The organism is Butyrivibrio sp. XB500-5 (assembly GCF_003625505.1).
Lineage (GTDB): Bacteria > Bacillota > Clostridia > Lachnospirales > Lachnospiraceae > Butyrivibrio.
This window is the reverse complement of record NZ_RAIS01000010.1, coordinates 17,390-41,433: the sequence shown is the minus strand read 5'-3', so window position 1 is coordinate 41,433 and position 24,044 is coordinate 17,390. Positions and strand designations below refer to the sequence as shown.

General features: G+C 45.4%; 24 protein-coding genes. 5 read left to right on the top strand and 19 right to left on the bottom strand.

Going from position 1 to position 24,044, the window contains the following annotated elements; translation table 11 throughout:
- The first annotated feature begins 418 nt into the window (after nucleotides 1–418).
- From D6856_RS14620 to D6856_RS14610, 3 genes are read left to right on the top strand one after another with little or no spacing between them, the layout of a single operon-like run.
- Nucleotides 419–913, top strand: a complete 495-nt coding sequence (locus D6856_RS14620; RefSeq protein WP_120687507.1) for a hypothetical protein — start codon at nucleotides 419–421, stop codon at nucleotides 911–913.
- An 18-nt stretch (nucleotides 914–931) separates the two neighbouring features.
- Entirely contained in the window at nucleotides 932–1,321 is a 390-nt protein-coding gene (locus D6856_RS14615; RefSeq protein WP_120687506.1) for a hypothetical protein, read from the top strand.
- A gap of 6 nt (nucleotides 1,322–1,327) precedes the next feature.
- Nucleotides 1,328–1,963 carry a prolipoprotein diacylglyceryl transferase family protein gene (locus D6856_RS14610; protein WP_120687505.1) on the top strand — a complete coding sequence of 212 codons (636 nt, stop codon included), beginning with the start codon at nucleotides 1,328–1,330 and terminating at the stop codon, nucleotides 1,961–1,963.
- 269 nt (nucleotides 1,964–2,232) lie between these two features.
- Here the strand turns inward: D6856_RS14610 and groL are convergent, their stop codons facing one another.
- Both groL and D6856_RS14600 read right to left on the bottom strand, forming a co-directional pair.
- Nucleotides 2,233–3,855 carry a chaperonin GroEL gene (gene groL / locus D6856_RS14605; protein ID WP_120687504.1) on the bottom strand — a complete coding sequence of 541 codons (1,623 nt, stop codon included), beginning with the start codon at nucleotides 3,853–3,855 and terminating at the stop codon, nucleotides 2,233–2,235.
- 63 nt (nucleotides 3,856–3,918) lie between these two features.
- Nucleotides 3,919–4,203 (bottom strand): co-chaperone GroES, encoded by a 285-nt coding sequence (locus D6856_RS14600; RefSeq protein ID WP_120687503.1) that lies wholly within the window; start codon nucleotides 4,201–4,203, stop codon nucleotides 3,919–3,921.
- A gap of 405 nt (nucleotides 4,204–4,608) precedes the next feature.
- On the opposite strand from D6856_RS14600, the gene D6856_RS14595 reads away from it, so the two are divergent.
- A complete protein-coding gene (locus D6856_RS14595; RefSeq protein ID WP_092247698.1) occupies nucleotides 4,609–5,037 on the top strand; it encodes a hypothetical protein in 429 nt (142 codons plus the stop codon).
- 184 nt (nucleotides 5,038–5,221) lie between these two features.
- Complete coding sequence (locus D6856_RS14590) at nucleotides 5,222–7,072, top strand: DUF4832 domain-containing protein (protein WP_158588972.1); 1,851 nt, start codon at nucleotides 5,222–5,224, stop codon at nucleotides 7,070–7,072.
- 80 nt (nucleotides 7,073–7,152) lie between these two features.
- Here the strand turns inward: D6856_RS14590 and D6856_RS14585 are convergent, their stop codons facing one another.
- The 17 genes from D6856_RS14585 to D6856_RS14510 form a co-directional block, all read right to left on the bottom strand.
- On the bottom strand, nucleotides 7,153–8,049 hold the full coding sequence (locus D6856_RS14585) for an AEC family transporter (RefSeq protein ID WP_120687501.1): 897 nt from the start codon (nucleotides 8,047–8,049) through the stop codon (nucleotides 7,153–7,155).
- Nucleotides 8,046–8,759, bottom strand: coding sequence for a class II aldolase/adducin family protein (locus tag D6856_RS14580; protein ID WP_120687528.1), 714 nt, complete (start codon nucleotides 8,757–8,759; stop codon nucleotides 8,046–8,048). The genes D6856_RS14585 and D6856_RS14580 overlap by 4 nt, the downstream gene beginning before the upstream one ends.
- 56 nt (nucleotides 8,760–8,815) lie before the next feature.
- Entirely contained in the window at nucleotides 8,816–10,222 is a 1,407-nt protein-coding gene (locus D6856_RS14575; RefSeq protein ID WP_120687500.1) for a rhamnulokinase, read from the bottom strand.
- Between the two features lie 55 nt (nucleotides 10,223–10,277).
- Entirely contained in the window at nucleotides 10,278–10,715 is a 438-nt protein-coding gene (locus tag D6856_RS14570) for a hypothetical protein (RefSeq protein ID WP_092247710.1), read from the bottom strand.
- A gap of 25 nt (nucleotides 10,716–10,740) precedes the next feature.
- Entirely contained in the window at nucleotides 10,741–11,199 is a 459-nt protein-coding gene (locus D6856_RS14565; protein ID WP_120687499.1) for an RbsD/FucU family protein, read from the bottom strand.
- 92 nt (nucleotides 11,200–11,291) lie between these two features.
- Nucleotides 11,292–12,446 carry a substrate-binding domain-containing protein gene (locus D6856_RS14560; RefSeq protein WP_120687498.1) on the bottom strand — a complete coding sequence of 385 codons (1,155 nt, stop codon included), beginning with the start codon at nucleotides 12,444–12,446 and terminating at the stop codon, nucleotides 11,292–11,294.
- Between the two features lie 60 nt (nucleotides 12,447–12,506).
- Entirely contained in the window at nucleotides 12,507–13,481 is a 975-nt protein-coding gene (locus tag D6856_RS14555; RefSeq protein WP_092247719.1) for an ABC transporter permease, read from the bottom strand.
- Between the two features lie 11 nt (nucleotides 13,482–13,492).
- Nucleotides 13,493–14,989: a sugar ABC transporter ATP-binding protein gene (locus tag D6856_RS14550; RefSeq protein WP_120687497.1), complete on the bottom strand. Its 1,497-nt coding sequence runs from the start codon at nucleotides 14,987–14,989 to the stop codon at nucleotides 13,493–13,495.
- Nucleotides 14,990–15,024: 35 nt separating this feature from the next.
- Nucleotides 15,025–15,999, bottom strand: coding sequence for an ABC transporter permease (locus tag D6856_RS14545; protein WP_120687496.1), 975 nt, complete (start codon nucleotides 15,997–15,999; stop codon nucleotides 15,025–15,027).
- Between the two features lie 27 nt (nucleotides 16,000–16,026).
- Nucleotides 16,027–17,355, bottom strand: coding sequence for a class II D-tagatose-bisphosphate aldolase, non-catalytic subunit (locus tag D6856_RS14540; protein WP_120687495.1), 1,329 nt, complete (start codon nucleotides 17,353–17,355; stop codon nucleotides 16,027–16,029).
- Nucleotides 17,356–17,397: 42 nt separating this feature from the next.
- Complete coding sequence (locus D6856_RS14535) at nucleotides 17,398–18,411, bottom strand: aldo/keto reductase family protein (RefSeq protein ID WP_092247731.1); 1,014 nt, start codon at nucleotides 18,409–18,411, stop codon at nucleotides 17,398–17,400.
- Nucleotides 18,412–18,475: 64 nt separating this feature from the next.
- Complete coding sequence (locus D6856_RS14530) at nucleotides 18,476–19,525, bottom strand: galactitol-1-phosphate 5-dehydrogenase (RefSeq protein WP_120687494.1); 1,050 nt, start codon at nucleotides 19,523–19,525, stop codon at nucleotides 18,476–18,478.
- A 69-nt stretch (nucleotides 19,526–19,594) separates the two neighbouring features.
- Nucleotides 19,595–21,088: a xylulokinase gene (gene xylB / locus D6856_RS14525; RefSeq protein ID WP_120687493.1), complete on the bottom strand. Its 1,494-nt coding sequence runs from the start codon at nucleotides 21,086–21,088 to the stop codon at nucleotides 19,595–19,597.
- 97 nt (nucleotides 21,089–21,185) lie between these two features.
- Entirely contained in the window at nucleotides 21,186–21,911 is a 726-nt protein-coding gene (locus tag D6856_RS14520) for a substrate-binding domain-containing protein (RefSeq protein WP_243114102.1), read from the bottom strand.
- The gene (locus D6856_RS15415; RefSeq protein WP_243114101.1) at nucleotides 21,835–22,185 is read right to left on the bottom strand and encodes a LacI family DNA-binding transcriptional regulator; all 351 of its coding nucleotides are present in this window, start codon (nucleotides 22,183–22,185) and stop codon (nucleotides 21,835–21,837) included. Before D6856_RS15415 ends, D6856_RS14520 begins: the two co-directional genes overlap by 77 nt.
- Nucleotides 22,186–22,286: 101 nt before the next feature.
- Nucleotides 22,287–23,135, bottom strand: coding sequence for a class II fructose-1,6-bisphosphate aldolase (fba, locus tag D6856_RS14515; RefSeq protein WP_120687492.1), 849 nt, complete (start codon nucleotides 23,133–23,135; stop codon nucleotides 22,287–22,289).
- Nucleotides 23,136–23,173: 38 nt separating this feature from the next.
- Nucleotides 23,174–24,031 (bottom strand): AraC family transcriptional regulator, encoded by an 858-nt coding sequence (locus D6856_RS14510; protein ID WP_442861334.1) that lies wholly within the window; start codon nucleotides 24,029–24,031, stop codon nucleotides 23,174–23,176.
- Nucleotides 24,032–24,044 lie beyond the last annotated feature (13 nt).

The window sequence follows — 24,044 nt, the reverse complement described above, 5'->3', positions numbered from 1 at the left end:
TATAACCTTTCTGATATGTATATGGTTGGTGCAGGGGGAGTTAGATTCGGATCGGATTCTCCGGAAAATAAATGGCATTTCGCTCGCGAAATGCTTGCGCGCGAGCGGTATTGCGAAGCAATTATCTACCATTCCGCGAGCTGCGCATCCATAGTGGAACGTTTTTTATATCATAGGTAATCCGAAGGAATTTCCTATGATATAAAAAGGCTCTGCGCGGAGTACGCAGAGCCATCAGATTGCATGGTAATACATGTTGTTTCTAACTAGCCCTGGTTTTGTTTAACGACAGGATGGTGCAAACGAACTGTCGGGGTTACGTAATGTAACAGCCTTGGGTAGTTTACTATGGCGCGGGGATGGTGTCAAGGGGGTGGTGGTTATGATATAGTTATATAAAACCGAATGTAGGGGAAATATGGAAGAAAACAATAACAACAATATCGAAAACAACGAGAATACAAGCGCGGAGGAGAACGCCTTCACAGGTGAAGGTAAAACTTCCGAGGAAGATCCTCTCTCACATATACATAAGTATTATGATGGCCGGCCTGACGGTCCGGATCTTGACGCTCATCTTGAATATGAGGACAATCACAATACCAAAGCAAGTATACTCTGCGTATGTTCAATATTTTTACTTGTACTTGCTCATCTTTCGATATTTCTTTTTGAATGGTGGCTTGATCTTGGTATCTTTCCTCCGATAGGTTTATTTTTTATCGCAGGCTTTATCCTTGCTATAATCGCAAAGGTTAAATTCCCTAAAAACAAAACCGCCAAAGTTCTTATCATTATCTATATAATCGAGCTGGTAATCGTCGGAGGGTTATATCTTTGGTTGTTAATTACTTGCGGCAGTGCATGTGATTCGTGCTTATATGATTGCAGCGGCTGCGGTAATATAGGCTAATTTAATGGAAGACAGAATATGGACAATAATTATAATTATGACTTGAATGCCCAAAAAGAATACGAAGATAACAACAATCCGAATGCACGACAGTATTGTATCGCGTCACTGATATGTTTGATAGTAGCGAATATAACACTTGCTCTTCCTCATTCACTTTTTGGGTTTTTAGGAGATTATTCAAGATATATTTATCAAGTAAACGGTCTGATCTTTATCGCCGGATTTGTTCTGGCTATCATTGCCAAAGTCTTATATCCAAAGAATAAATTTGCCAAGGTGCTCATCATTCTGTATATAGTTGAAATTGTAGTTGCTTTGGTCGTAATGGTCATTGTTGTAGCTGCTTGCATCTTTACTTTTGCTTCATGCATAAATGACTGCAGCAGCTGCGGTAATATCGGGTGATAAATCATGTACAGTATAATGATCGGGCTTTCTTTTATCTTGGGAAATGCGGCTGCTGCAATCGCGCTCAAGATGAGGAAGGTTCCTAACAATATAATCATATATTCAGTCGCTCTTGAACTTACGATATCCATGTATCTTGGTGTGATGTTCGCTTATCTTCTGTCGGGTGGCAAGAGCTACGGGCTTAACAGCACCGGCGGCGCTGTTGGGATTCTTCTTGGCGCGCTGATCTTTTCTAAGATTACTCCAATGTATAAGGACTCTATTTTTAGCGCTTATATCTTGGCTCTTCCACTTATGTATGGGCTTGGCAAGATTGGCTGCGCTTTTGCAGGCTGCTGTGGCGGTATCGGCTACAACGGACTTTTGCATGTTCACGGTAAAAGCGGAAATGTCTTCCCGATACAGGCTGTGGAAGCCGCTGTATTCCTGATCTTGTTTGCGGTATCCACTTTCTTTTTTCTTAAGCGAAAGTACTCTCCCGCTATCGCGGCTGTGATATATGCGCTTGTGAAGATTCTTTTGGATTTCCTGCGGGATACGCATGCGGAGCGCGTGATCACGGCGAATCAGATCATGTGTATGGCGGTTGTTGCGGGGATTGTTGTAGGGAAGGCTGTCCGGAAGGATAAAGAATAAGGCGATGCGATAAACAAACTTTATTGCTATCGCTCATACAATAGAAACCGCCACCACTGTTCTGCAAGTAAGCTTGATCACTGTGGTGGCGGTTTCTATTGTCGTCCGTTGTCGTAAAGCTCGCACACTCAAAAAATCAAGCGCGCCTACGGCGCACTATAATAACAAAGAACCCCATCATACCAAGCGAGCTTGGTGATGGGGTTCTTCATTATTAAACCACTTCGTGGTGCTTGATTTTTTGAGTGATGAGTTTTACTCGTTATCGCTCACATCATTCCCATTCCGGGATTTCCTGCGGGCATTGCGGGAGCGGGTTCTTTGATTGTTGCTACGGCAGCCTCAGTTGTGAGGAAGCTTGATGCAACAGATGTAGCGTTCTGGATTGCACTTCTTGTAACCTTGGCGGGATCGATGATTCCGTCCTTAACCATGTCTACATACTTCTCTGAGTATGCGTTGAAGCCTACGCCCACCTTGCTCTCTTTTACCTTGTTAACGATAACTGATCCGTCGAGACCTGCGTTGTTGGCGATGTGGAAAAGAGGAGCCTCGAGTGCCTTGAGAACTACGTTAGCACCTGTCTTCTCATCTCCCTCAAGCTCAGAAGCAAGCTTCTCAACTTCCTTGGAAGCGTGGATGTAAGCTGAACCACCACCGAAGATGATTCCTTCTTCTACTGCTGCTCTTGTTGCGTTAAGAGCATCTTCCATTCTGTACTTAGCTTCTTTCATCTCTGTCTCTGTAGCTGCGCCGACTCTGATAACGGCTACGCCGCCTGCGAGCTTAGCAAGACGCTCCTGAAGCTTCTCTTTATCGAAATCAGATGTTGTATCTTCGATCTGCTTTTTGATCTGTGCAATTCTTGCCTGGATCTCTTTCTTAACTCCGAGACCGTCAACGATTGTTGTCTTCTCTTTTTCAACCTTGATGCTCTTAGCTCTTCCAAGGTCATCCATTGTTGTATCCTTAAGCTCAAGGCCGAGGTCTGAAGAAATAACCTTACCGCCTGTAAGGATTGCGATATCCTCAAGCATAGCCTTTCTTCTGTCGCCGTAGCCGGGAGCCTTAACTGCTACTACGTTGAATGTTCCGCGGAGCTTGTTAACGATAAGAGTTGTAAGTGCCTCTCCGTCAACGTCCTCAGCGATGATAAGGAGCTTAGATCCTGTCTTAACGATCTGCTCAAGAAGAGGAAGGATGTCCTGGATGTTTGAGATCTTCTTATCTGTAATAAGAACAAAAGGATCTTCGAGGTTAGCTTCCATCTTATCCATATCTGTTGCCATGTAAGCTGAGATGTATCCTCTGTCGAACTGCATTCCTTCTACGAGGTCAAGCTCAGTCTGCATTGTCTTGGACTCTTCGATTGTGATAACGCCGTCGTTTGAAACCTTCTCCATAGCGTCAGCAATCATCTGTCCTACTTCGTCGTCTCCTGAAGAAACAGCGGCAACTCTCATGATCTGATCTTTGCCTTTAACCTTTGTAGCCATCTTGCCGATTGCTGCAACTGCACAATCTGTAGCCTTCTTCATACCTTTTCTGAGTACGATAGGGTTAGCGCCTGCTGCGAGGTTCTTAACACCTTCGTTGATCATTGCCTGTGCAAGAACTGTAGCTGTTGTTGTTCCGTCACCTGCTACGTCGTTTGTCTTTGTAGCAACTTCTTTTACAAGCTGAGCGCCCATGTTCTCATAAGCATCCTCAAGCTCGATCTCTTTTGCAATAGTTACACCGTCGTTGGTGATTGTGGGTGCACCATAGGACTTGTCGAGAACTACGTTTCTTCCCTTAGGTCCGATTGTTACTCTTACTGTATCTGCAAGCTTATTAACGCCTTCTACCATAGCTGTGCGGGCGTCTGCGCCGTACTTGATTGTCTTAGCCATTATAAATTTCCTCCAAGATTATTAATTATGAACGGATTGCTCCGCTTCGCTCTGCCATATCAATTACTTGATGATAGCTAATATATCATTCTGCTTAACGATGATGTATGTTACGTCGTCGAGCTTAACCTCTGTTCCGGCGTATTTAGAATAGATGACGTTGTCACCCTTCTTAACCTGCATCTTAACTTCCTTGCCGTCTACAACTCCGCCGGGTCCAACAGCGATAACTTCTGCCTGCTGGGGCTTCTCCTTCTCTGCTCCGGGAAGAACGATTCCGGACTTGGTTGTTTCCTCTGCTTCAAGTGCCTTGAGCACAACTCTGTCTGCAAGTGGTTGTAACTTCATTATGGTGCCTCCTTTATATAATAGGTTCTTTTTTCTTTTTTTATTGTTAGCACTCTTTTATCTCGAGTGCTAACCCCTAAGAACATATATTAGTTACTTATAGGTGTATGTGCAAATATGGATATATTGGATTTGCTCATTATTTCTTTTGTATACTCTCGATAACTCTTTTATACTCTCATTTTCTTCTATTTCTTCTGAAACATTGATAAAACCAATATAAAAAAGCCTTTTCGGAGTTTATAGATTAATCTGTCGCAGTAAGATTTATTTTAGAATTATTTTATTATAAAGCAATTGCAATTAATCGTTTTACGGCGCATAATACAGATACTTAAAGATCAGTCAAAACACGGAGGTTTTGAGATTTGCTATACGCAAGCGATTGGCAAGGAGGTAATGCCTATGAGTGCTAACATATTCAGTAGCTTATCAGGTTCATATAATTATGTTAATGATATGAGCAATCTCCTTTCTGATTATTCGAGCATAAAGAACGGATCATACGGTACACTCATGAAATCGTATGTTAAAAAAGTTGGCAATCAGAATGCTCTCGACGCTTACCGCAAAACCGGTTCTACAGCTTCAGTAGAGGCTCCTGCCAAAGAGGAATCACAGTCTTCCAAGACCAAAACGGTTAAGACTGTTTCCGAGATGACAAAAGAGGCAGCTGCTACCACTACCAAGAAGACTGACAGCACCGTTAATACAGCGGATAAGTATGAGAAGCTTAAATCCGACTGGCTCGACAATCAGCTTAAGCAGTATGATAAGGATGCAACCAAAACAACGGCTGCGGATACTTCGGTATCGTTTGACGCCACAGTTTGATACAAGAATTCAATAACCGACGTGGAACCGGCAGGGTATGTGCCCTGTCGGTTTTTTGTTTGCAATTACTAAAGGTTTCCGTTATAATCTGTAGACATATGGTGCATTTTTTACATATGGGGAACACGGATGCAACCATGCTTTAGTAACAATGTACAACACGCAAAAAGGAAAGGAAGTGAATATGAAGTTAAAGAAGACGAATGTACTGCGTCTGCTTACGTCTACCATTCTGACCATGTCAACGATGGTATTATGTGCAGCGCCCGTGTATGCCGAGAATCTCGGTTCAACGATCAGCCTTGAGGAGTCAGGTATGGAGCTTAACAACGTCGAAAGAGGTGAATGTCCTTACACATGGGTCACGGTTAACGACGGAGCTACTCAGGTCCTCTACCCCTCCGGAGGAATGTACAGCATCATGTACGATCTTCGGTATTTTTCTAACGGTAATGATTTCACTCAAAACGATTATCAGAGTTCAACCGGATGCGGTGGTTACAAATCTCTCACCGAACATCCCGATTTCCTTGATTCATTAAGAGAAACACTTCAAAATGCCAGAAACAGCGGCACATCTATTATTCTTAGATTTTCTTATGCAAGCGATAAAACAACAGGAAATGAGCCTTCCAAGGCAGGCGAAAAAGGCGCTGAGCCCGACGTCGACCTTATTCTCAAACACATCTCGGAATTAAGCAATGTAATAAATGATTATAAAGACACTGTACTTGCGGTTGAGTGCGGAATGTACGGCCCTTGGGGCGAAATGCACACATCAATGTACGACGAGCCTGAGTATTACGGTCAGTTGTCAAAGGCTTGGATCGCAGATCTGGATCCAAACATCAAGGTTCTTGTAAGAGCGCCCAAGCACCTCATGGCGCACTACGACTTTGCAGGTAAGGCAGAGGATTTTGCCGCAGCGGTTAGTAGCGGAAGCCTTAAGATCGATCCAAGGCTTGGTATGTACAATGACGGATACCTCGGTTCATCGACAGATGTCGGTACATTCGGCGACAAAAATGAGTGGCCTTACATCACTCGTGAAACTGCAGCCGATCTCCTTCAAAGAATGGACACCGTTCCTTACGGCGGAGAGATGGCTTATGTAACGGCGGCCTCACTTAAAGCCGACGGTTCAATTATCTATGATGAGCCCGCGCTAATGGGCGAGCTTTACATGTCCCACTTATCTTACCTTCACAACATCAATGAATCCGGACATGTTATCGCAGGCGAGCTCGACAAGCTCACTGTCTCGGAAGACTTTATCCTTCCGGGCATGGATAAGTCAGACGTTGCACCTTATATAGGAAAGTCCTACAGAGAATTTATCCGCGATCACATGGGCTATCGCCTCTTGGTAAAAGAGTCTGATCTGTCAGAAACCGTTGACGAAGACGGAACCTTCAGCATGACAGGTAAGATCACAAACACCGGCTTTGGTAACTTCCTTACAGATAAGAAGGCAGAGGTCATCCTTAAAAACGGCGACGACATCTTCATTTCAAGCATTGATTCATTTAATGCAAAAGAGCTGAAGTCACTCGGAACCATGGATTATGACTGGACCTTCGAAGTTCCTACAGACTTAGCTTCCGGTGACTGGGATGTTTATCTCAGGATCAAAAATGCGTCCGATACAGGCGAAGTTTCTAAGACAGGAATCAGCTTTGCAAACAAAGACTGCTTCGATGAAGATCTTCGTGCCAACAAGATCGGAACGATCAGCATCTCAAGCGAAGGCGTAAAAGAAACTACGGATGAGCCCGACACTCCCGATCAGCCCGGCACTGATGCTTCAACTGATGAGCCCGGCGCCGACGCTTCTACTGACGAACCCGGCACCGATGCTTCTACCGATGATCAGGGCAAAACAGACAAGGACAAGAAAGATTCTTGTGATTCAAAAGACAAAAAAAATAAAAAAGATAAAAAAGACGACAAGCACTATCATAACAAGAAAAAAGACAACAAGCATAAGTCAGGCAAAAAATACAGCTTCAAGCACTACAAACATAAGAAGCACTGATACACTCTAACATTGCAAACGGCAGGTTTTCCTGCCGTTTGTTTTTATATACTTTATTAGTTTTTCTCCGAAACCGATCGCTACATCCACATCACAACAAGCGGTATCGTCACGATCGCAGCAAGTGTAGTGAAAATGATACCTGCGGATATATTCTCCTCTTCTATCCCAAACTGTTTACATGCCATAAGCGGAAGATTTGCGGCGGGCATTGCCGACAATATAACAATCGTCTGCAGCATCAGTCCGCGAATTCCGATTGCCTTCATTATAAATGCAAGCATGATAGGAACATCAATTTGCCTTAGCATAATAAACACATACAATCTCCAATTGGAAAAGACCTTTCTCGGTATCATCTGCGCTACGGATACGCCAAGTACCAGCATCGACATAAAAGTCGTACATGAACCGATATGCGTAAGCAACGTGCTCACCGCGCCCGGGATCTTAAAATCCGCCACATACACAAGTATCGTTGCGACAGACATAACGGTCCCTGCATTCACAATGCCACCATACCTCGAAGCCAGCACTCTCATCCCATACGTATAGAAGATCAGATTAAAACAAAGCCCGCAGATTGCCACATAGATAAGCGACGCACTTCCGAGAACGGCGGACGCAAAAGGTATCCCTATAAATCCCACGTTTCCGAATATCGTTAGCATGCGGAATTCAAATCTCTTTTCCCTACTTATAAAAAGAAGTCTCGGGATCAAATAAGAAAAGGCGATAAGAATCGCATACATGATCGCAAAAAGTGCAAACGAAGTAGCAAGATCTTTTGCCGATATCTTCTGCTCTTCCTTCAAGGCAGCGCAAAGTAAAGTAATGGGATTTGTGATGTTAACGATTATCCACGACAGCTGCTTCGAAGTGTCATTGGATAAACGTCCCCTTTTATATAGGAAGACACCTATTAAGATCATGATAAATATCATGATCATTTGTCCCAAAACTACCGTAGTATTCATTGTTTCCAAATACACCTATCGCACTTATAGCAATTGGGTCCTTTTCTGTCTGCGGGGAACTTTCCCGGCATTCCCATCTTTCTTCTTATCTCAACAAGTTTATCTATCTCTTCCTTAGTAAACTCCTTGGGTTCTCCTATAGTCTGCGACTTATATAAGAGCTCAGCGTAAAACTCAAGCGACTCCATCTTCATGTACGCGCTCAAGAGATCGACAGACCACGTAAGCGCTCCGTGATTCTCAAGTAAAAGTGCATCGAAATCATCAAGATAAGGATCGATAGCCTCAGGGATCTCCATAGTTGAAGGAGTTCCGTAAGGTGTCAGCGGAACGCAGCCAAGCGCTATCACGGCCTCAGGCATGATTGGCTTGTTCAAGGGCTTTGCCGCGATCGCAAAGCTTGTCGCAAAGTTTGGATGCGCATGAACGACTGCTCCCACATCGGGGCGTCTTTCATATACTCTTAAGTGCATCTTTATTTCGCTTGAAGGTCTAAAGCCCTCGCTTGCCTCAAGTACATTGCCCTTCTCATCAACCTTACATATATATTCAGGCGTCATGAATCCCTTGGACACACCGGTGGGCGTGCACAGAAATTCGTGGTCGTTTAGCTTTACCGAGATATTTCCGTCGTTTGCCGCAACCATGTTCCTATCATATATTCTTTTACCCAAGTCACATATTAAATGCTTGATCTCTATTTCATTCATTTTCCTACCTCTGTTTTCCACGTCATGCGTTGCCATATCAAAATGACCCTCATGGATCATGGCTCATATCTCTTTACGTCAAAAGAGTTCCTCACGCACTCCTTTGCCTCTTTTTCATCCGCAAAAACTCCGGCGGTTATCATCTGCGTCATAAGATTTCCGATAGCGGTTGCTTCCGTAGGTCCTGCGATTATCTGTCTTTGCGTGCGCCTTGCGGTCAGCTCGTTAAGATATGAAGCATTGGATCCTCCGCCGACAATATGTATGCAGTCGTAGCGCTTACCCGTAACTTCTTCAATAACGGAAAGCCTATCCGCATAACACTTGGCAAGACTGTTGTAGATAACTGCGGCAAGCTCGGACAAAGTTTCCGGCACTTCCTGTCCTGTCTTTTTACAATAATCTTTAACCGCGGCCGCCATATCTTTTGGCGACAAAAAGCTATTGTCCAGGCAATCAACAACACTTCCTATAGTTTCGTGCGAAGCCATCTCGCATATAGTGCCGTAGTCCAGATCCTTGGCAAGCTCATTGCGAACGGACTGTATCATCCAAAGGCCCATTATATTATTCAGATAAGTTATCCTTCCGCCGTAGCCGCCTTCGTTCGTAAGCCCCGCCTCCATGCTCTCTTCCGTGCAGCTAGGGTGCGATAACTCAACGCCCATCAGCGACCATGTTCCGGATGAGATATAGCAAATATCGCCTTCTCCGGGCACAGCAAAAACAGCGCTCGCGGTATCATGCGAAGGAGCCAAAGTCACAGTGCAGTCGAAACCGACTTTGTCCCTGATCTCATCACGCAGCGTGCCAAGAACGCTCCCGGGCATAGCTATCCTGCCAAAGAGCTTTTGGGGGAATCCGAGCTTTTCGGAAATAAGCTCTGTATCCCATTCTCTTTTTATGGGGTTTAAAAGCTGAGTGGTACTTGCCTGCGTATATTCCTGCGCCTTTTTTCCGGTCAAAAGAAATCCGAAATAATCGGGCAGCATAAGAAGGCTCTCAGCCTTAGAAAGAAGTTCCGGATGATATTTCTTAAGAGCCGCAAGCTGAAAGATCGTATTGTACATTGCTTTCTGAATGCCCGTTCTTGCATACAGCTCTTTTTCCGAAATCTTCTTGTAGACTTCTGTATCAATGCCGTCTGTCCTGTGATCTCTGTAGGCGACGGCTCGTCCGAGAGGCTTGTCCATGTCATCAAGAAGCACATAGTCAACGCCCCAGGTATCAATGGCAACACTCTTTGGAATCTTGCCAAGCTCTTTACACTTGGAAAGGCCTGTCAGGATCTCGGAAAAGAGTCTTTCGGTGTCCCAAAAGAGTTCTCCGTCCGGCGCTTCATCCATTCCGTTTCGGAAGCGATAAACTTCTGTAAGCTCCATCTTATCGCCTGCCAAAGAACCGAGGATGTGACGCCCTCCCGACGCACCAATGTCTATTGCCAGAAAATACTCTCTATTCACTTATGTTTCCCTCTCGATCTAAGTCACAAGGAAACACCGGATTCACGGAGTTTCCTTAGAACATTCCAAAGATCTTATCGCGGAAAGAGTTATAGAGTGTGGCATAATCCGTATAGCTTATATTTGTATCATCGAAGCGATTGTTCCATGCCGTTTTAAGTCCGTCGCACAGCTCTTTTGCGGATTCATCTTCTGTAAGAAGCACTGCGGGAAAAACATAATAGATCATGAAAAGATTGAGATCCGCCTGCATCGCACCGCGTATCTTACCCTTGGTGTTATAGGCATCAAATATCTTATCCGCAAATTCTTTTCCCACTTCAAGCGAAGCGGCAGCCTTATCTTCCGATGCATTAACCTTCTTTAGCATCTCGTCAAAAAAGTGACCGTGCTCATCCCTAAAGCTTTGCATATTTATCTCGTAGCTTTTCTTCTTAAGCTTACGCATCATAGCTGTTCTGTTTTCAAAAATAACTTCGACGTTCTCCGGCATGGATCATCCCTCCGATAAAAAAATTTTAGATAACAACACCTTTTCTAAGAATAATATTAGCATAGATTGCCGTCTCTGTTGTTTGAATTACAACTTTAGCTCTTTCTTTGGTCTGATCGTAAAATTTCCATTTATTGATTTCTTTAAAAGCTTTCTCACCGCGCTCATCGTACTTGGCAACGATCTTTTTATACTCATCCCAGATAGGTGTGGCTACTTTGCCAACATCGCCGGGCTCAAGCGCCATGAGCGTGCAGGGTGCATCTTCTTCGCCCTTTGAATTGGGATATGTATCAAGCGGAAAGACTGTAAGAATAGCATCAAGAACCTCGGGAACACCGAGTCCGTCCGCTCTTATAACGTAGTCGCACATTGTGCTTCCGGGAAAATTACCGTCTGCAATTACAAGTTCATCCGTATGTCCCATCTCATCCAAAACCATCAAAAGCTCGGGTGATAATATCGTTGGGATTCCTTTTAACATCTTTATTCCTCTTTTCTTTTATTTATGTTCTTAAACTTATGCTCTTTTTTTATTGAAAGGGACCGGTAATCCCGATCCCTTTCGGAATAGATTTAGTCGTAAAGGTTAGGAAGAATGTCAGGTGAATCCATATTTGTGCTGTCGTACCAATAACCTTCTGTGGAGATATCAGATACTGTCTCGCCTGTTGCGATCTGATAAAGTGTCTTAACTGTTGCTCTACCCATTGCAAGAGGTGACTGTGTAACAGCACCGAACATTGTTCCGTCCTTAACTGCTCCCTTGATTACGCTACCTGCGTCAAAGCCTACACCAAGGATTGTCTTGCCGGGCTCTGAGCCAAGCTTGTTGAGGTTCTCGTTAGCTGAAAGGATACCCTCTGCTGCAACCTGGTTTGAACCAAAGATTCCGAGAACGTCTGACTTGTTCATGATAGCTGAAGCCTCTGTAGCACAAAGCTCAACTGTTGTCTGAGCGGGAACGGCAACCTCGATGATAACATCTGCTGATGCCTCGTCGCCCTTGTCCTTAGCGCCGTTTACATAGAACTCGTTACCTACAACAGCAACCTTCTTGCCGTCTGCTGCAGCAAGCTCAGCAAACTTGTCGATGAATCCGAGACCACGCTGTGTGATGGACTCTGAAGTTGACTCCTGGTTAACTTCGCCGATACGAACGGGTGCGGATGCGTTTGCGATAGTATCCTTAAGAGCTGCATACATATTCTCAGCTGCCGTTGCGCCTGCTCCGTAGTTGTCTGTTGCGATTGTTGAAAGAACAGATCCTTCGGGAGCATCAGGGCATCCTGAGTCAAAGCAAACTACAGGGATTCCAGCGTCTTTTGCCATCTGGAGAGCATCAAGGCATGCACTCTGATCGCAAGCTGCAAGGCCGATTCCGTCGGGTGCGCCGTTTACATAGTTGGTGAGCATGTTAACCTGATCTGCGATGTCAGACTCAGCGTTAGGACCGTTACACTCTACGTTTACACCAAGCTCTTCTGCTGCCTGATTAACACCTGTAACGGCTGCCTGCCAGTATGATGACTGGAAGCTCTTAACAACGATCTTGAAGTTAAGCTCTTTTCCCTCGGGCGCTGCCGACTCGGGAGCTGCTGCCTCAGTAGCCTGTGTGTCAGCGACGGGTGCCTCGGCGTCGGGAGCCTGTGCCTGCTGTGCTCCACAGCCTGCAACAAGTGCTGTAACCATAACTACACTCATGATTGATGCAAAAAGTCTTTTTTTCATTTTCATCCTCCTTAGAAAAAAATACATTCTCTTTTATATGATCTACGTCCGTAGTCCATATCACTTCTTCTCTCTTCTCTTTTTGATAATGTCCACCATTACTGAGCCGATAAGTACAAAGCCCGTAACTATCTGCTGCCAGTTTGCCTGTAACCCGATAAACGGAAGTCCCGTTTTAAGAAGGCAGATGACAAATACGCCGACGAAGGTTCCGATTATGGAGCCCGCTCCGCCCGTTGCGGATACGCCTCCTATGATCGCTCCGCCGATAGCCTCAAGCTCAAAGCCTGCGCCCGTTCCGGGAAGGACCGTCTTGAACACGGCTGAGTATGCGATTGCTGCAAGTGCGGCGAAAAGACCTGAGATCGTATATGCCATTATGTGGTAGAACTTAACGTTGATACCCGAAAGTATCGCAGCTTCCTTGTTACTTCCGATTGCGATGATGTAGCGTCCGACTTTGGTGTGCCTTAGTACGAAATGCATCATTATCGCAAGAAGCAGTACCCATATAAATCCAAGCGGTATCTTTGTTCCGCCGATATCAAGTTTAAAGATGCTTCTAAACCAGCTTCCGGGCTGTCCCGCTGTAGGCCATGAAATACCGGTATTCTGTGAACAGATGGAACCGAGTCCTCTTGTTATCATGCAGGTACAAAGTGTCGCAAGGAACGGCGGAAGATCCATAACCCCTATGAGTACGCCGTTTATAACACCGATGATCGTTCCGAAAAGAACCGTCACAACCATTGCAAGTCCCACAGGCCATCCGCAGTGAAGGATCAGATATCCTCCCGCAAGCGAGTAGCACACAAGTCCGGTACCGATTGAAAGATCTACTCCTCCGGTTATCAGGGGAAAAGACACACCGATTGCCATAAGGACTATGTAATATGAGTAATCCATGATGGTGAGGATTGTTGTGTACTGTCTGAAATTCTCGCTGGCTAAGCAAAAGAAAGTGAGCAGTGCGATCACCACCAAAAATACGATAAGTTCCTGCTTAAGTTTCACAGCAGTTTTTTCCTTTTTCATCTTTTCTCCTCCTAGCCCACATCTCTTGTTGCGAAGTTCATTATCTTTTCCTGAGTCGTTTCTTCTATCCTGAGTTCGCCCGTCTTCTTACCTTCACACATAACAACGATACGGTCGCTCATTCTCAGGATCTCCGTCATCTCGGAAGAGATCATTATGATCGATTTTCCTTCGCTTGCGAGTTTATTCATTAACTTGTAGATCTCGTTCTTGGCACCTACATCGATACCTCTTGTAGGCTCATCGAAGATCAGGATGTCGCAGTTCTTGCACAGCCACTTTGCTATTACGACCTTCTGCTGATTACCGCCTGAGAGGTTAACGACGAGCTCATCTACGCTCGGCATTTTTGTAGCAAGTGAATCAGCAAGCTCTTTTGCGATTTTCTTTTCCTTCTTCTTGTTTATAAAGATGCCCTTCATAAACTCGGATAGATTCGCCATTGTGGTGTTCTCTGCAATTGTCTTTTGAACTACGATTCCGAATCTCTTTCTGTCTTCGGAAAGATATCCGATTCCTGCCTTTACGGCATCCTCGGGGCTGTTTATTACAACCTTCTCTCCGTTTACATAGATGTCACCGCTCTCCTTGGGATCCGCACCGAATATCGCTCTTGCGGTCTCAGTTCGTCCTGCGCCCATAAGTCCCGAGAATCCGAGGATCTCGCCCTTATGAAGTTCAAAGCTGACATCCTGTACCATCTTGCCTGCATTTAAATGCTCGACCTTAAGAACAACCGGAGCGTCCTCCGAAACCATGCTCTTGGTCTTGGGCTCTTCATAGATAACTCGTCCTACCATCATGTTGACGATGTCATCCTTAGTGCAGTCCTTGGTGATAAGTGTTCCTACATAGCAGCCGTCACGCATTACGGTAACTCTGTCCGTGATTACTTTGATCTCATCCATACGGTGTGAGATATATACGATTCCGAGCTGCTGCTCTCTTAAGTCTCTTATGATCTTAAAAAGATCCTGTATCTCCGCTTCTGTAAGAGCAGCCGTAGGCTCGTCGAATATGATTACCTTTGCATCATGTGAGATTGCTTTTGCTATCTCACACATCTGCTGCTTTCCTACCGTGAGGTCGCTCATCGTTGCCGTGGGATCGATGTCGATGTTGAGCTTTTTAAAGAGCTTTCTCGACTCCTCGATCATTTTTTTGTCATCTATCTTTATTCCCTTTTTGAACTCACGTCCGATAAAGATATTCTGAGCAACGTTTAGATGACCAACCATATTGAGCTCCTGGTGAACGATAACAACGCCCGCCGCCTGAGCTTCTCTTGCATTGTGGAACTCAACCTCTTTTCCCTCGTAGGTTATTGTTCCCGAGTCCTTGGTGTATATACCCGTAAGGACCTTCATAAGTGTCGATTTACCGGCACCGTTTTCTCCCATCAGCGCATGTACTTCGCCTTTCTCAACACTAAAGCTGACATGATTGAGAGCATGTACGCCGGGGAAGCTTTTATCTATATCTTTCATCTGAAGTATGACTTCACCCATTTTCTTTTCTCCCTTCTGCATTTATGTGCCGGTTATCAGTTTCTTCTGCGTCTTGCCATTACATCTGCATATACAGCGCAGATAACTATGATTCCGGTGATGATAAGCTGGTAATCCTTGGTAAAACCAAGCGCCAATATTCCTTCCTGCAAAAGAGCGATAATGAAAACGCCGATGACGGTTCCGCCGATGGATGCAAGTCCTCCCGCCATGGAAGTTCCGCCCATTACGCAGCCCGCGATTGCTTCGTTATTGTACTGATCGCCGTAGCCGGGCTGTACCGTCGTATATGCGCCTACAAAGTAGATTGCCGCGATGCCTACTAGGAGTCCGCAGATAACGTATGCGAGCATCTCCCATTTTTTTACATCTACTCCGGAAAGCCTTACCGCCTCACGATTGCTTCCGAGACTGAGCATATATCTACCCGCCTTTGTGTGATTAAGTAAGATCGAGCAGGCTATTGCCACTGCGAAAAAGACAATGATGCCTACCGGAACCTTTCCGACTTTTACAAAGTATCTGAACCATCCGCCTTTGGCTGCCTGAGGCCAGCTTACGGACTGAGTCTTTGTAAATACACTCGCGACACCCTTGGCGATATTCATACTTGCCATGGAAACTATGAACGGCGGAACTTTCTGATATGCTACAAGGTAGCCGTTGAAAGCTCCGAAGATCACGCCTACTACAAGGCTTATGATGAGACTTAATCCCATCGGGACTCCGTGGCTCGTAAGGCTATAGCCCGAAATAAGAGCGCAACAGAACATAACGGGTCCGATGGAGAAATCAATTCCGCCGGTTGCAATTACGAAAGTAACTCCGAGTGACAGAAAGCCCAAGAAATATGCATAGTTGAGTGCACTCATAACTCTGGGCATTCCGGCGAAATTATTGACCAGGCAGCTTAATATGACATACATTAGTATTAAGACACCGGTAAGAACAATTCGGTTAAATCCGAGTTTTTTTACTATCGGATTTTCTTTTATCTTCTTAAGTATCAAAACTTCTCCTCCCAATACATCAAGATATCAGCAACAAAGAGCGTCGCTTATCATGTAATTAAGTTTGGTAGCGTAGTTGTAATCTTCTATGAGATGTACAACAAAATCTTCTACAAGATCCTTGGGTAAAGGCTTCAGAGCGCCGTCTCTTACCTTTACGTACTGAAGCGGCATATACTGCCTCAGCATTCCCATAGGGATCTCAATCTGTGACATGTTCTCAAAGAGTTTGTCTATAGCCTCTTTCATTTCGGGCTGTGCAAAATAATATCTGCATCTGTCCGAGAAGCTGTATTTTCTCTTGAAAGCGAGATCCGTGTCGCTACCGTGATAGTGTTTCTGCCAATTCTCCGGATGCTCCAGCATCGTCTCTTCCATGACTTCTATGAAGTGTGCCTGCTTCTCTTCAGGTACAAGTGCCTTCTCCATCATTGAAAGAGCAAATAACCCTTCTCTAAGTGAGAATGTAAGTGCGGGTCCTACCTTAAGGATCGCTATTCCATCCTCTACCATCTCTTTTAAACGCTGCGGCGGCTGGTAGTCCGTCGAGTGACCTTCAAGTACGATGTTGCTGTACTTCTTCATCGCTTCCGTAAGTCTTGCCGCGTTACCCCTGTTGTAATGGAAGACATCCGCATCTCCGAACTCAACACCGGGCTGAACAACTATGCCGATGATGTTGTCGAAGGCGTTTTCAAGGCCTCTTTTTTCAAACTGCTCTTTGTATACCGCGAGCGTTTTCTCTACTGCTTCAGGCTTGGTAACGCTGATGGAATCTTCTTCCTCCTGCGCCCCTCCGGGGATCGGAACTTCGCTGCCTATGATAAAAGCAGGTCGTTCCTCGCTTGGATTGTCTTTTAAAAGTTCCTTGTACGCTTCCTCGCAAGCTTCGTAGAGAATCGCTCCCCTTCTTGCTATTACTTCATCCGTCAGCGGCTGATCCTTTGGATCGTCCGCGACTCTCATACTTGTATCAAGATGAATCTTCTTAAACCCTGCAAGGACAAAGAGCTTAACGAGCTCTATTGATTTAGCCATTGCCTCCTCTTCGGGTTCGTTTTGCCAGGTGAGCGGTCCCAAGTGATCTCCTCCGAGTATGATCTTTTCTCTCGGGAATCCGACATCATCGGCAATCTTGTAAACAAAATCTCTGTAATCTGCGGGTTTCATGCCCGTGTATCCGCCAAACTGATTTACCTGATTGGCTGTCGCTTCAATGAGCACGTGGTCGTCAAACCGCATTGCCTGCTTAAGACACGCTTCTATGACTAGGTCGGAAGCTGTGCAAAAGGATGGGATACCTGCGTACCGCATTCCTTTTTTTCTTTTGGCAAGCATTTCTCTCATAGCATCCATAATCTATACCCCATTCGATAGAAATACCTTTTTATACCTCATTTAGGCGTCGGGACAATCAACGATGAATCCGTCCTCATCCCAGAGTGCGTGCCAGTCGGTAGCTCCTTCCCAAAGGAATACCTGTCCCTTTACAAGACGATTGTTCTTCTCAAGAGTTGAAAGAGTCTTCATCTCTTCGTCTGTAAGAGGCTCTGAAACTGTTGCCTCGATGTTGCTTGTATATTCCATCTCGTGAATTGAGAAAGGAATCGGTATCTGCCCTCTCTGCATTGCCCACTTAAGACAGATGATCGCAGGATGACAATTGTGTGCCTTAGCGATCGCCTGAAGCTCGGGTGTCTGCATATCTGCGATGTCCGTTGCTTCCATGTCGCGCTCGGGTCTTTGAGGAGAACCAAGAGGCATGAATCCGATGGGCTGAATCTCATGAGCAACGAGCCAGTCAAAGAGCTCCTGCTGCTGGAAGCAAGGATGAAGCTCCATCTCGCATGCAACGGGCTTAATCTCGAACTTGTCGATAACAGCCTCAAGCTTAGGAATTGTCATGTTTGAAATTCCGATGTGACGAACAAGTCCTTTCTTTACAAGTGCTTCGATCTGTCTGTAGGTATCCATGAACTCAGCAACCGAGAAAGGCTTTGAGTCGGGGTTTCTTGAATCTACCGTGCAGTGAGGTGCATGATAGTTCGGGAAAGGCCAGTGGATAAAGAAAAGATCAATGTATTCGCACTGCAGGTCACTGATCGACTTAAGGCATGATTTCTCAACATCGCGGTGCATATCGTTCCAAACCTTGGTCATGATATACATCTCTTTTCTCTCTACAACGCCTTCGTCGAAAGCCTGCTTAAATACTTTTCCGATGAGGTCTTCGTTGCCGTAGCAGGCTGCGCAGTCAAACATTCTGTAACCCTTTCTGATAGCGCCCGCAACCGCGTTTGAAACCTCTTCTGCCGTAAATCTGTCGGATCCGAAAGTACCCATTCCTATGCACGGAACTTTGTCGCCGTTATACAGGGTAATCTGCGGAACCTTGTTTGCATCAACTGCCATTTTTCTCTCCTCCGTATTTCTTTTAGTAATTGATTTTTGTGTTTTTTATGTGTCGGTATTACTTTTATTTCTCGCTGTCTATCAGGATCTTGCCCTTTACCGTTCCCGGTGTCTTATACATCTCAAATGCCGCGTCGATCAAAGAAAGCGGAATCTTTTGGAAGATAAAAGAGTCATCGAATTTGAGCTGTCCCGTCTTGAAGTAGTAAGCCGTAAGCTCCCATTCATCCCCGGGGAAAGGAGCCGAATAGCTCATCCACGATCCCGTTAACGTGAACTCTTTACGGTTCATGTTCTCCCATTCCTGTACGGTAAAAGAAAGATCTTTGGTGGGAGTTCCTATGAAGCACACCTGCGCTTTGTTTGCCGCAAGCTCAAATGCCATCTTCATGGTAATCGTATTTCCGGCTGTCTCGTACACGTAGTCAAAACCTTTGCCGCCCGTGATCTCTTTTACCCTGTCCATGTAATCGGGCTTGGATGAATTAACGCCGTAGTCGCAGCCGAGCCTGTTTGCAAGCTCAAGTCTCTCATCCAAAATGTCGAATATCGTAACGCTCTTGGCACCGAAGATCTTGGCCCACTGAGCTGTCATAAGTCCGATTGTTCCTCCTCCGAGGATAGCCACGTTTTTACCGCCCTTGTAATCAACTCTTCTTAGTCCGTGAAGAGCAACCGTTGCGGGTTCAAAAAATGCGCCCTTCTCGAAGCTTACTTCGTCGTCAAACTTAACCGCGTTCTTCTCGGGGACCGCAACGTATTCTGCAAAGCTTCCGAACTCTCTTGAGCCGATGAAGCTGTAATGCTTGCAAAGGCTGTAATTTCCTTTCTGGCAATCCTCGCATTTCATACAGGGAACAAGCGGAACTCCCGCAACTCTGTCCCCAACCTTAAGTGAAGTTACGCCGTCTCCGACTTCCGTAACGGTACCCGAAAACTCATGTCCCAGTACGTTCGGGAAGTAGTGACAGGCATCGCCGTTAACTCTCGGAATGTCCGATCCGCATATACCCGTGTATTTAACCTTGATAAGTACTTTTCCGGGACCCGCTATCGGCTTCTCGATCTCTTCGTAGCGGATATCGTTTTTGGCATGTACCACACCTGCTTTCATGTTTTCTCCTCTTTTCTGTGTTTTGTTATTACTTTTTTGTTTGGCTTTGCTCTGTTTTGCTATGTTAGCTTAGATATCTTTGTATTCCTTAAAGGTATCCTTTAGGTCCTCGTAAAGCCTTAGATAAAGCTCCATTGAGTGCTTATATATCTCATGATTCTCGGCATTAGGTTCGTGGACTCTGGTGATCTTTATTGTCTTCTCAACCGCCTCTTTGTAGTCCTTGTAAATACTGCAGCCTTTTCCTGCAAGGAGCGCTGCTCCCAGTGTTGTCGCCGTATCCGATGCGGGAACCTGAACTCTTTTTCCTGTGACATCTGCTTTGATCTGTGTCCACAAAAGAGAATTTGCAGATCCGCCCATTGCATTAAGACTGTCAACCGTGATGCCCGTCTCCGCCGCCGTAAGCATATTGTGCTGCAGTGAAAGCGCCACGCCTTCCAAAACGGCTCTGATCATATGTCCTCTTGTCTTGTCAAAAGAAAGTCCGTAGAAAACTCCTTTTGCATCGGGATCCCAGATCGGTGACCTCTCACCCGCCATGTAAGGAAGAAAGACAACGCCGTCCGAACCGGGGCTTACTTTCTCAGCCTCTTTGGTAAGTTCATCAAAGCTTAAGTCTTTACCGAACTCTTGCTTGAACCACTTGAGAGTTCCGCCTCCTCCTACGGTACCTCCCTGTAAAAGCCATCTGTCCGGAACAACGTGGGTACTTAGGATCAGCTTTTTATGAGAAAGAGCACTATCCGTACAAATGCTCATGCCTCCTGCCTGTCCGCCCTGCTCCTGCGTCTGTCCGACATCATATACACCGGCTCCCAGTGTTCCGCAGGCTGCATCAAGTCCGCCCGCCACAACCGGAATTCCTTCGGGCAAGCCCGTTAACTCAGAAGCTTCTTTGGTTACCACTCCTACTATCTCGTCGCATCTATAGAGTGAAGGAACAAGCGATACGGATAAGCCCAGCTTCTCTGCCAGTTCTGCGTTGTATTCTTTTTTCTTCATGTCGAAGAAGTGAATACCGTATCCCTGGCTGAGATCCTGGCTGACCTCTCCGGTGAGCTTCATAACGATGAAGCTGTTCGATTGCAGGAATAGATTCGTTTTCCCAAAGACCTCCGGCATGTTTTCTTTAAACCAGATCATCTTTGGTGTTGCATACGATGGGAGGAAATCATTTCCTGCAATCGAGAAGATCTCTTCATCTTGAGCTAAACGTTTCGCTCTATCGCAAATGTTCCTTGCTCGCGTATCCATCCATATAGGTGTCCTGTAAAGGACGTTTTGTTTTCGGTCAATCGGTATGGCTGACCAGCTCTGTCCGTCTACTCCTATACCTGCTATTTTCTTTGGATCGAAAGTTTTAAGATCCAGGATTTCCCTGATGGCAGCTACGATTGCGCCCCACCACTCTTCCGGATCCTGTTCCGCATATCCTTGCTGCGGATAGTACACAAGGTACGGTTTATTGGACTGTGCCACTACATTTCCGTCTGTATCAAAGACAGCCACCTTACATGCCGAAGTACCTATATCGATACCCAGTAATAGTTGTTCTGTCATGTTTATCCTCATATTTGGTCGATTTTGAGCGAAACGTTTCGCTCTTATCTAAAAATTAATGGGGCAATTGCCCTTGTAGTTTTTAGTTGCAAAAATCCTACAAAGTCTTGATCGAATTGCCTCTGTGAAGACTTGTGCCAAGCGCAAGCTCCATAGGTCCGTCCTGAGTTTCGCCGTTTATTCTTTTAAGCAAAAGCTCAACGGCCTTCTCTCCCATCGCCTGTGTAGGCTGCTCTACCATGTAGACCTGAGGCTGCATGACATGGAAGAAGAGCTGATCGTCAAAACCTAGTAGTGAAATGTCATCGGGAGATTTAAGTCCCGACTCGTTTATTGCAAGCATCGCACCGAGTGTGATCTCATAGTTACTCATAAATACGGCTGTAGGTCTGTTCTTGAGCGTAAGGAGCTTCATCATTCCGTTGTAGCCGCTTGCTATTGAGTGTTTACCTCTGACCTGATACTCCACGGGTACTTCAAGTCCCGCATCTCTCATAGCTTCCATAAAACCATTGAAACGCTCGCGTCCCGTGTACTCTCTCTCAGATGCGATCACCGCGATCTTTTTGTGATTTCTTGTTATAAGCTCCTGCATCGCATAGTATGTTGATTTGCGGTTGGTGATCCTAACGCAATCATACTGTGAATCCGCAAGTGCTCTGTCCAGTAAAACTACGGGTATTCCGGCTCTTTTAACAGGTTTGAGAAAATCGCCCTTTGATGCAACGGGAAGAACGATAATGCCGTCAACCTTCTTGCTGATAAGATAATTGACGTTCTTTCTCTCGATCTCTTCGTCGTCGCATGAATCTACGATAAGCATTCCGTAGCCTTTTTTTGCGAAGTGCCTGTCCCACATGATGAAGTATCATTCCGGAGAACGGGCTGGTTATGCTAAATACCAAGATGCCGACTGTCTTTGTCTTCTTGGTGACAAGGCCTCTTGCTATCTCATTGACTTCGTAGTGAAGCTCGTTTATAGCCTTCTCGATCTTGGCACGATTCTCAGGTAAAACATTTCCGCCGTTAAGGTACTTGGAAATTGTCGCAAGTGATAAACCGGTATACTCTTTGATGTCTTTGATCGTTGATGGCATTTGAACTCCCCTTTTTTTGAATCTATTTCCTTTGGCTGCATTTCGCAGCGCGAAACGTTTCGTTTATTATACTAAAAAAAAATAGGAAGTTCAACACAACCTCAAGCTTTATTCTCGGATCCGCAAACTCTTATCTTTGCTTTTACAAGCTCTGTCACCTTGGAAGAACCTGCGGTGCAATACTTCTTGGGATCAAATGTATCGGGATTCTCCTGCAAGTACTCTTTAAGTCCGTCGCTGAATGCGATTCGAAGCTCTGTAGCAAAGTTAACCTTGCTGATGCCTCTCTTTATGCACTCTTTTACTGCGTCATCCGGAACTCCCGATGCTCCGTGAAGTACAAGCGGAATGGAAACTACTTTCTTGATCTCCGAAAGTCTGTCCACATCAAGTTTGGGAACACCTTTGTAAATTCCGTGAGCTGTACCTATCGCAACGGCAAGTGATGATACTCCTGTTTCTTTTACAAATCTCACTGCGTCGTCAACTTCCGTGTATCCGGGATCGTCGCAGCTCATATCATCCTCTTTTCCTCCGACCTTACCAAGCTCGGCTTCTACGGGGATTCCCGAAGGTCTGCAAGCATCGGCAACACTCTTGGAAAGCTTGATGTTCTCATCGATCTCAAGCTTGGAGCCGTCGATCATGATCGAGGTGTAACCGCTTCTTAGTGCCTGCATCGCAAGCTCGAAGCTGCTTCCGTGATCAAGGTGTAGTGCGATCGGAACGTCTGCCTTCTTGGCTTCCGCCGAAACCATCGCAACGTACATGTCGAGATCGGCATATTTGACGGTTGAAGGAGTTGTCTGAAGAATGCCGGGAGCATTCATCTCCTCACAGGCTTTGATGACGGCGCGGACCATTTCCATGTTCTCGACATTGAAAGCTCCGACAGCGTATCCTTCGTCGTTCGCCTTTCTCAAAATCTCTTCAGTTGTCACAAGTGGCATTTCATTTTTCCCTCCTGAAATAACTCATATTCTGCGAACTAGAATTCTTTTCTCGTATATTGTTTAGGTGTGGTATTCTTGTACTTCTTGAAAGTCTTTACAAAGTAGCTCTCATCAGAAAAACCACAGTTCATCGCAGTCTCTTTAATCGTGATGTTACGAGTGCTGAGCATCTCACAGGCGCTTTCTATCCGATAGTAATTAAGATAATCGATAGGTGTGCGACCCGTCAGTCTGCGGAAATATCTGCAGAAATACTTGGGATTCATTCCCGCTATCCTTGCGAGCTTCTCAAGACTTATGTTCTCGGAGTAATGATCCGAGATGTAGTCCACTATACTCTTAAGCGAGTTGAGACGCTCGATGGTAACGGCGGAATACGCGGACTCTTCATAGAGCTTTTCCTTTATGACGGTTCCGATCAAAAGATACAGATAACCTTGTGTCATAAATTCATATCCCTCTTTTTTCTCGGAGAGCACCTGACACAGCGAAGCAACTATCGCCGGTATGCGTGAGCTCTTTTCCGAAAGGAGCGTATGAATACGGATCTTACCGCTGATGATCTGTTGTATCTTAGCCGCACAAGCGTGATTGTTTTTGAGAAGCATATCAAAATCAAAAACAATACATTCGTAAATGCAATCCTCGGGTTCTCCTCCGTGAATTACGCCGCCGGTGACCATTATAATATCCCCGGCCTTATACCTCTTGGTCTCATTATCAAGTGTCAGGTTAAAAGAGCCTTCGATAATACGTATTATCTCGTAGTGAGGATGCCAGTGATAAGGCATGTAATACCGCGGACTCTGCGGGTTTTCACGGTAATAGGCTATAGGAAAATTGAACGTTCCCTGAACCCTTTTTTCGATATAGTCAGTGTATTTCAAAGTCACCTTCCTCTCAACC

Excerpts from the sequence above, each read along its gene's own strand:
- D6856_RS14620 (WP_120687507.1), top strand. The coding sequence starts at position 419 with ATGGAAGAAAACAATAACAACAATATCGAAAACAACGAGAATACAAGC.
- D6856_RS14615 (WP_120687506.1), top strand. The coding sequence starts at position 932 with ATGGACAATAATTATAATTATGACTTGAATGCCCAAAAAGAATACGAA.
- D6856_RS14610 (WP_120687505.1), top strand. The coding sequence starts at position 1,328 with ATGTACAGTATAATGATCGGGCTTTCTTTTATCTTGGGAAATGCGGCT.
- groL (WP_120687504.1), bottom strand. The coding sequence starts at position 3,855 with ATGGCTAAGACAATCAAGTACGGCGCAGACGCCCGCACAGCTATGGTA.
- D6856_RS14600 (WP_120687503.1), bottom strand. The coding sequence starts at position 4,203 with ATGAAGTTACAACCACTTGCAGACAGAGTTGTGCTCAAGGCACTTGAA.
- D6856_RS14595 (WP_092247698.1), top strand. The coding sequence starts at position 4,609 with ATGAGTGCTAACATATTCAGTAGCTTATCAGGTTCATATAATTATGTT.
- D6856_RS14590 (WP_158588972.1), top strand. The coding sequence starts at position 5,222 with ATGAAGTTAAAGAAGACGAATGTACTGCGTCTGCTTACGTCTACCATT.
- D6856_RS14585 (WP_120687501.1), bottom strand. The coding sequence starts at position 8,049 with ATGAATACTACGGTAGTTTTGGGACAAATGATCATGATATTTATCATG.
- D6856_RS14580 (WP_120687528.1), bottom strand. The coding sequence starts at position 8,759 with ATGAATGAAATAGAGATCAAGCATTTAATATGTGACTTGGGTAAAAGA.
- D6856_RS14570 (WP_092247710.1), bottom strand. The coding sequence starts at position 10,715 with ATGCCGGAGAACGTCGAAGTTATTTTTGAAAACAGAACAGCTATGATG.
- D6856_RS14565 (WP_120687499.1), bottom strand. The coding sequence starts at position 11,199 with ATGTTAAAAGGAATCCCAACGATATTATCACCCGAGCTTTTGATGGTT.
- D6856_RS14560 (WP_120687498.1), bottom strand. The coding sequence starts at position 12,446 with ATGAAAAAAAGACTTTTTGCATCAATCATGAGTGTAGTTATGGTTACA.
- D6856_RS14555 (WP_092247719.1), bottom strand. The coding sequence starts at position 13,481 with ATGAAAAAGGAAAAAACTGCTGTGAAACTTAAGCAGGAACTTATCGTA.
- D6856_RS14550 (WP_120687497.1), bottom strand. The coding sequence starts at position 14,989 with ATGGGTGAAGTCATACTTCAGATGAAAGATATAGATAAAAGCTTCCCC.
- D6856_RS14540 (WP_120687495.1), bottom strand. The coding sequence starts at position 17,355 with ATGGATGCTATGAGAGAAATGCTTGCCAAAAGAAAAAAAGGAATGCGG.
- D6856_RS14535 (WP_092247731.1), bottom strand. The coding sequence starts at position 18,411 with ATGGCAGTTGATGCAAACAAGGTTCCGCAGATTACCCTGTATAACGGC.
- D6856_RS14530 (WP_120687494.1), bottom strand. The coding sequence starts at position 19,525 with ATGAAAGCAGGTGTGGTACATGCCAAAAACGATATCCGCTACGAAGAG.
- xylB (WP_120687493.1), bottom strand. The coding sequence starts at position 21,088 with ATGACAGAACAACTATTACTGGGTATCGATATAGGTACTTCGGCATGT.
- D6856_RS14520 (WP_243114102.1), bottom strand. The coding sequence starts at position 21,911 with ATGCTTATCGTAGATTCATGCGACGACGAAGAGATCGAGAGAAAGAAC.
- D6856_RS15415 (WP_243114101.1), bottom strand. The coding sequence starts at position 22,185 with ATGCCATCAACGATCAAAGACATCAAAGAGTATACCGGTTTATCACTT.
- fba (WP_120687492.1), bottom strand. The coding sequence starts at position 23,135 with ATGCCACTTGTGACAACTGAAGAGATTTTGAGAAAGGCGAACGACGAA.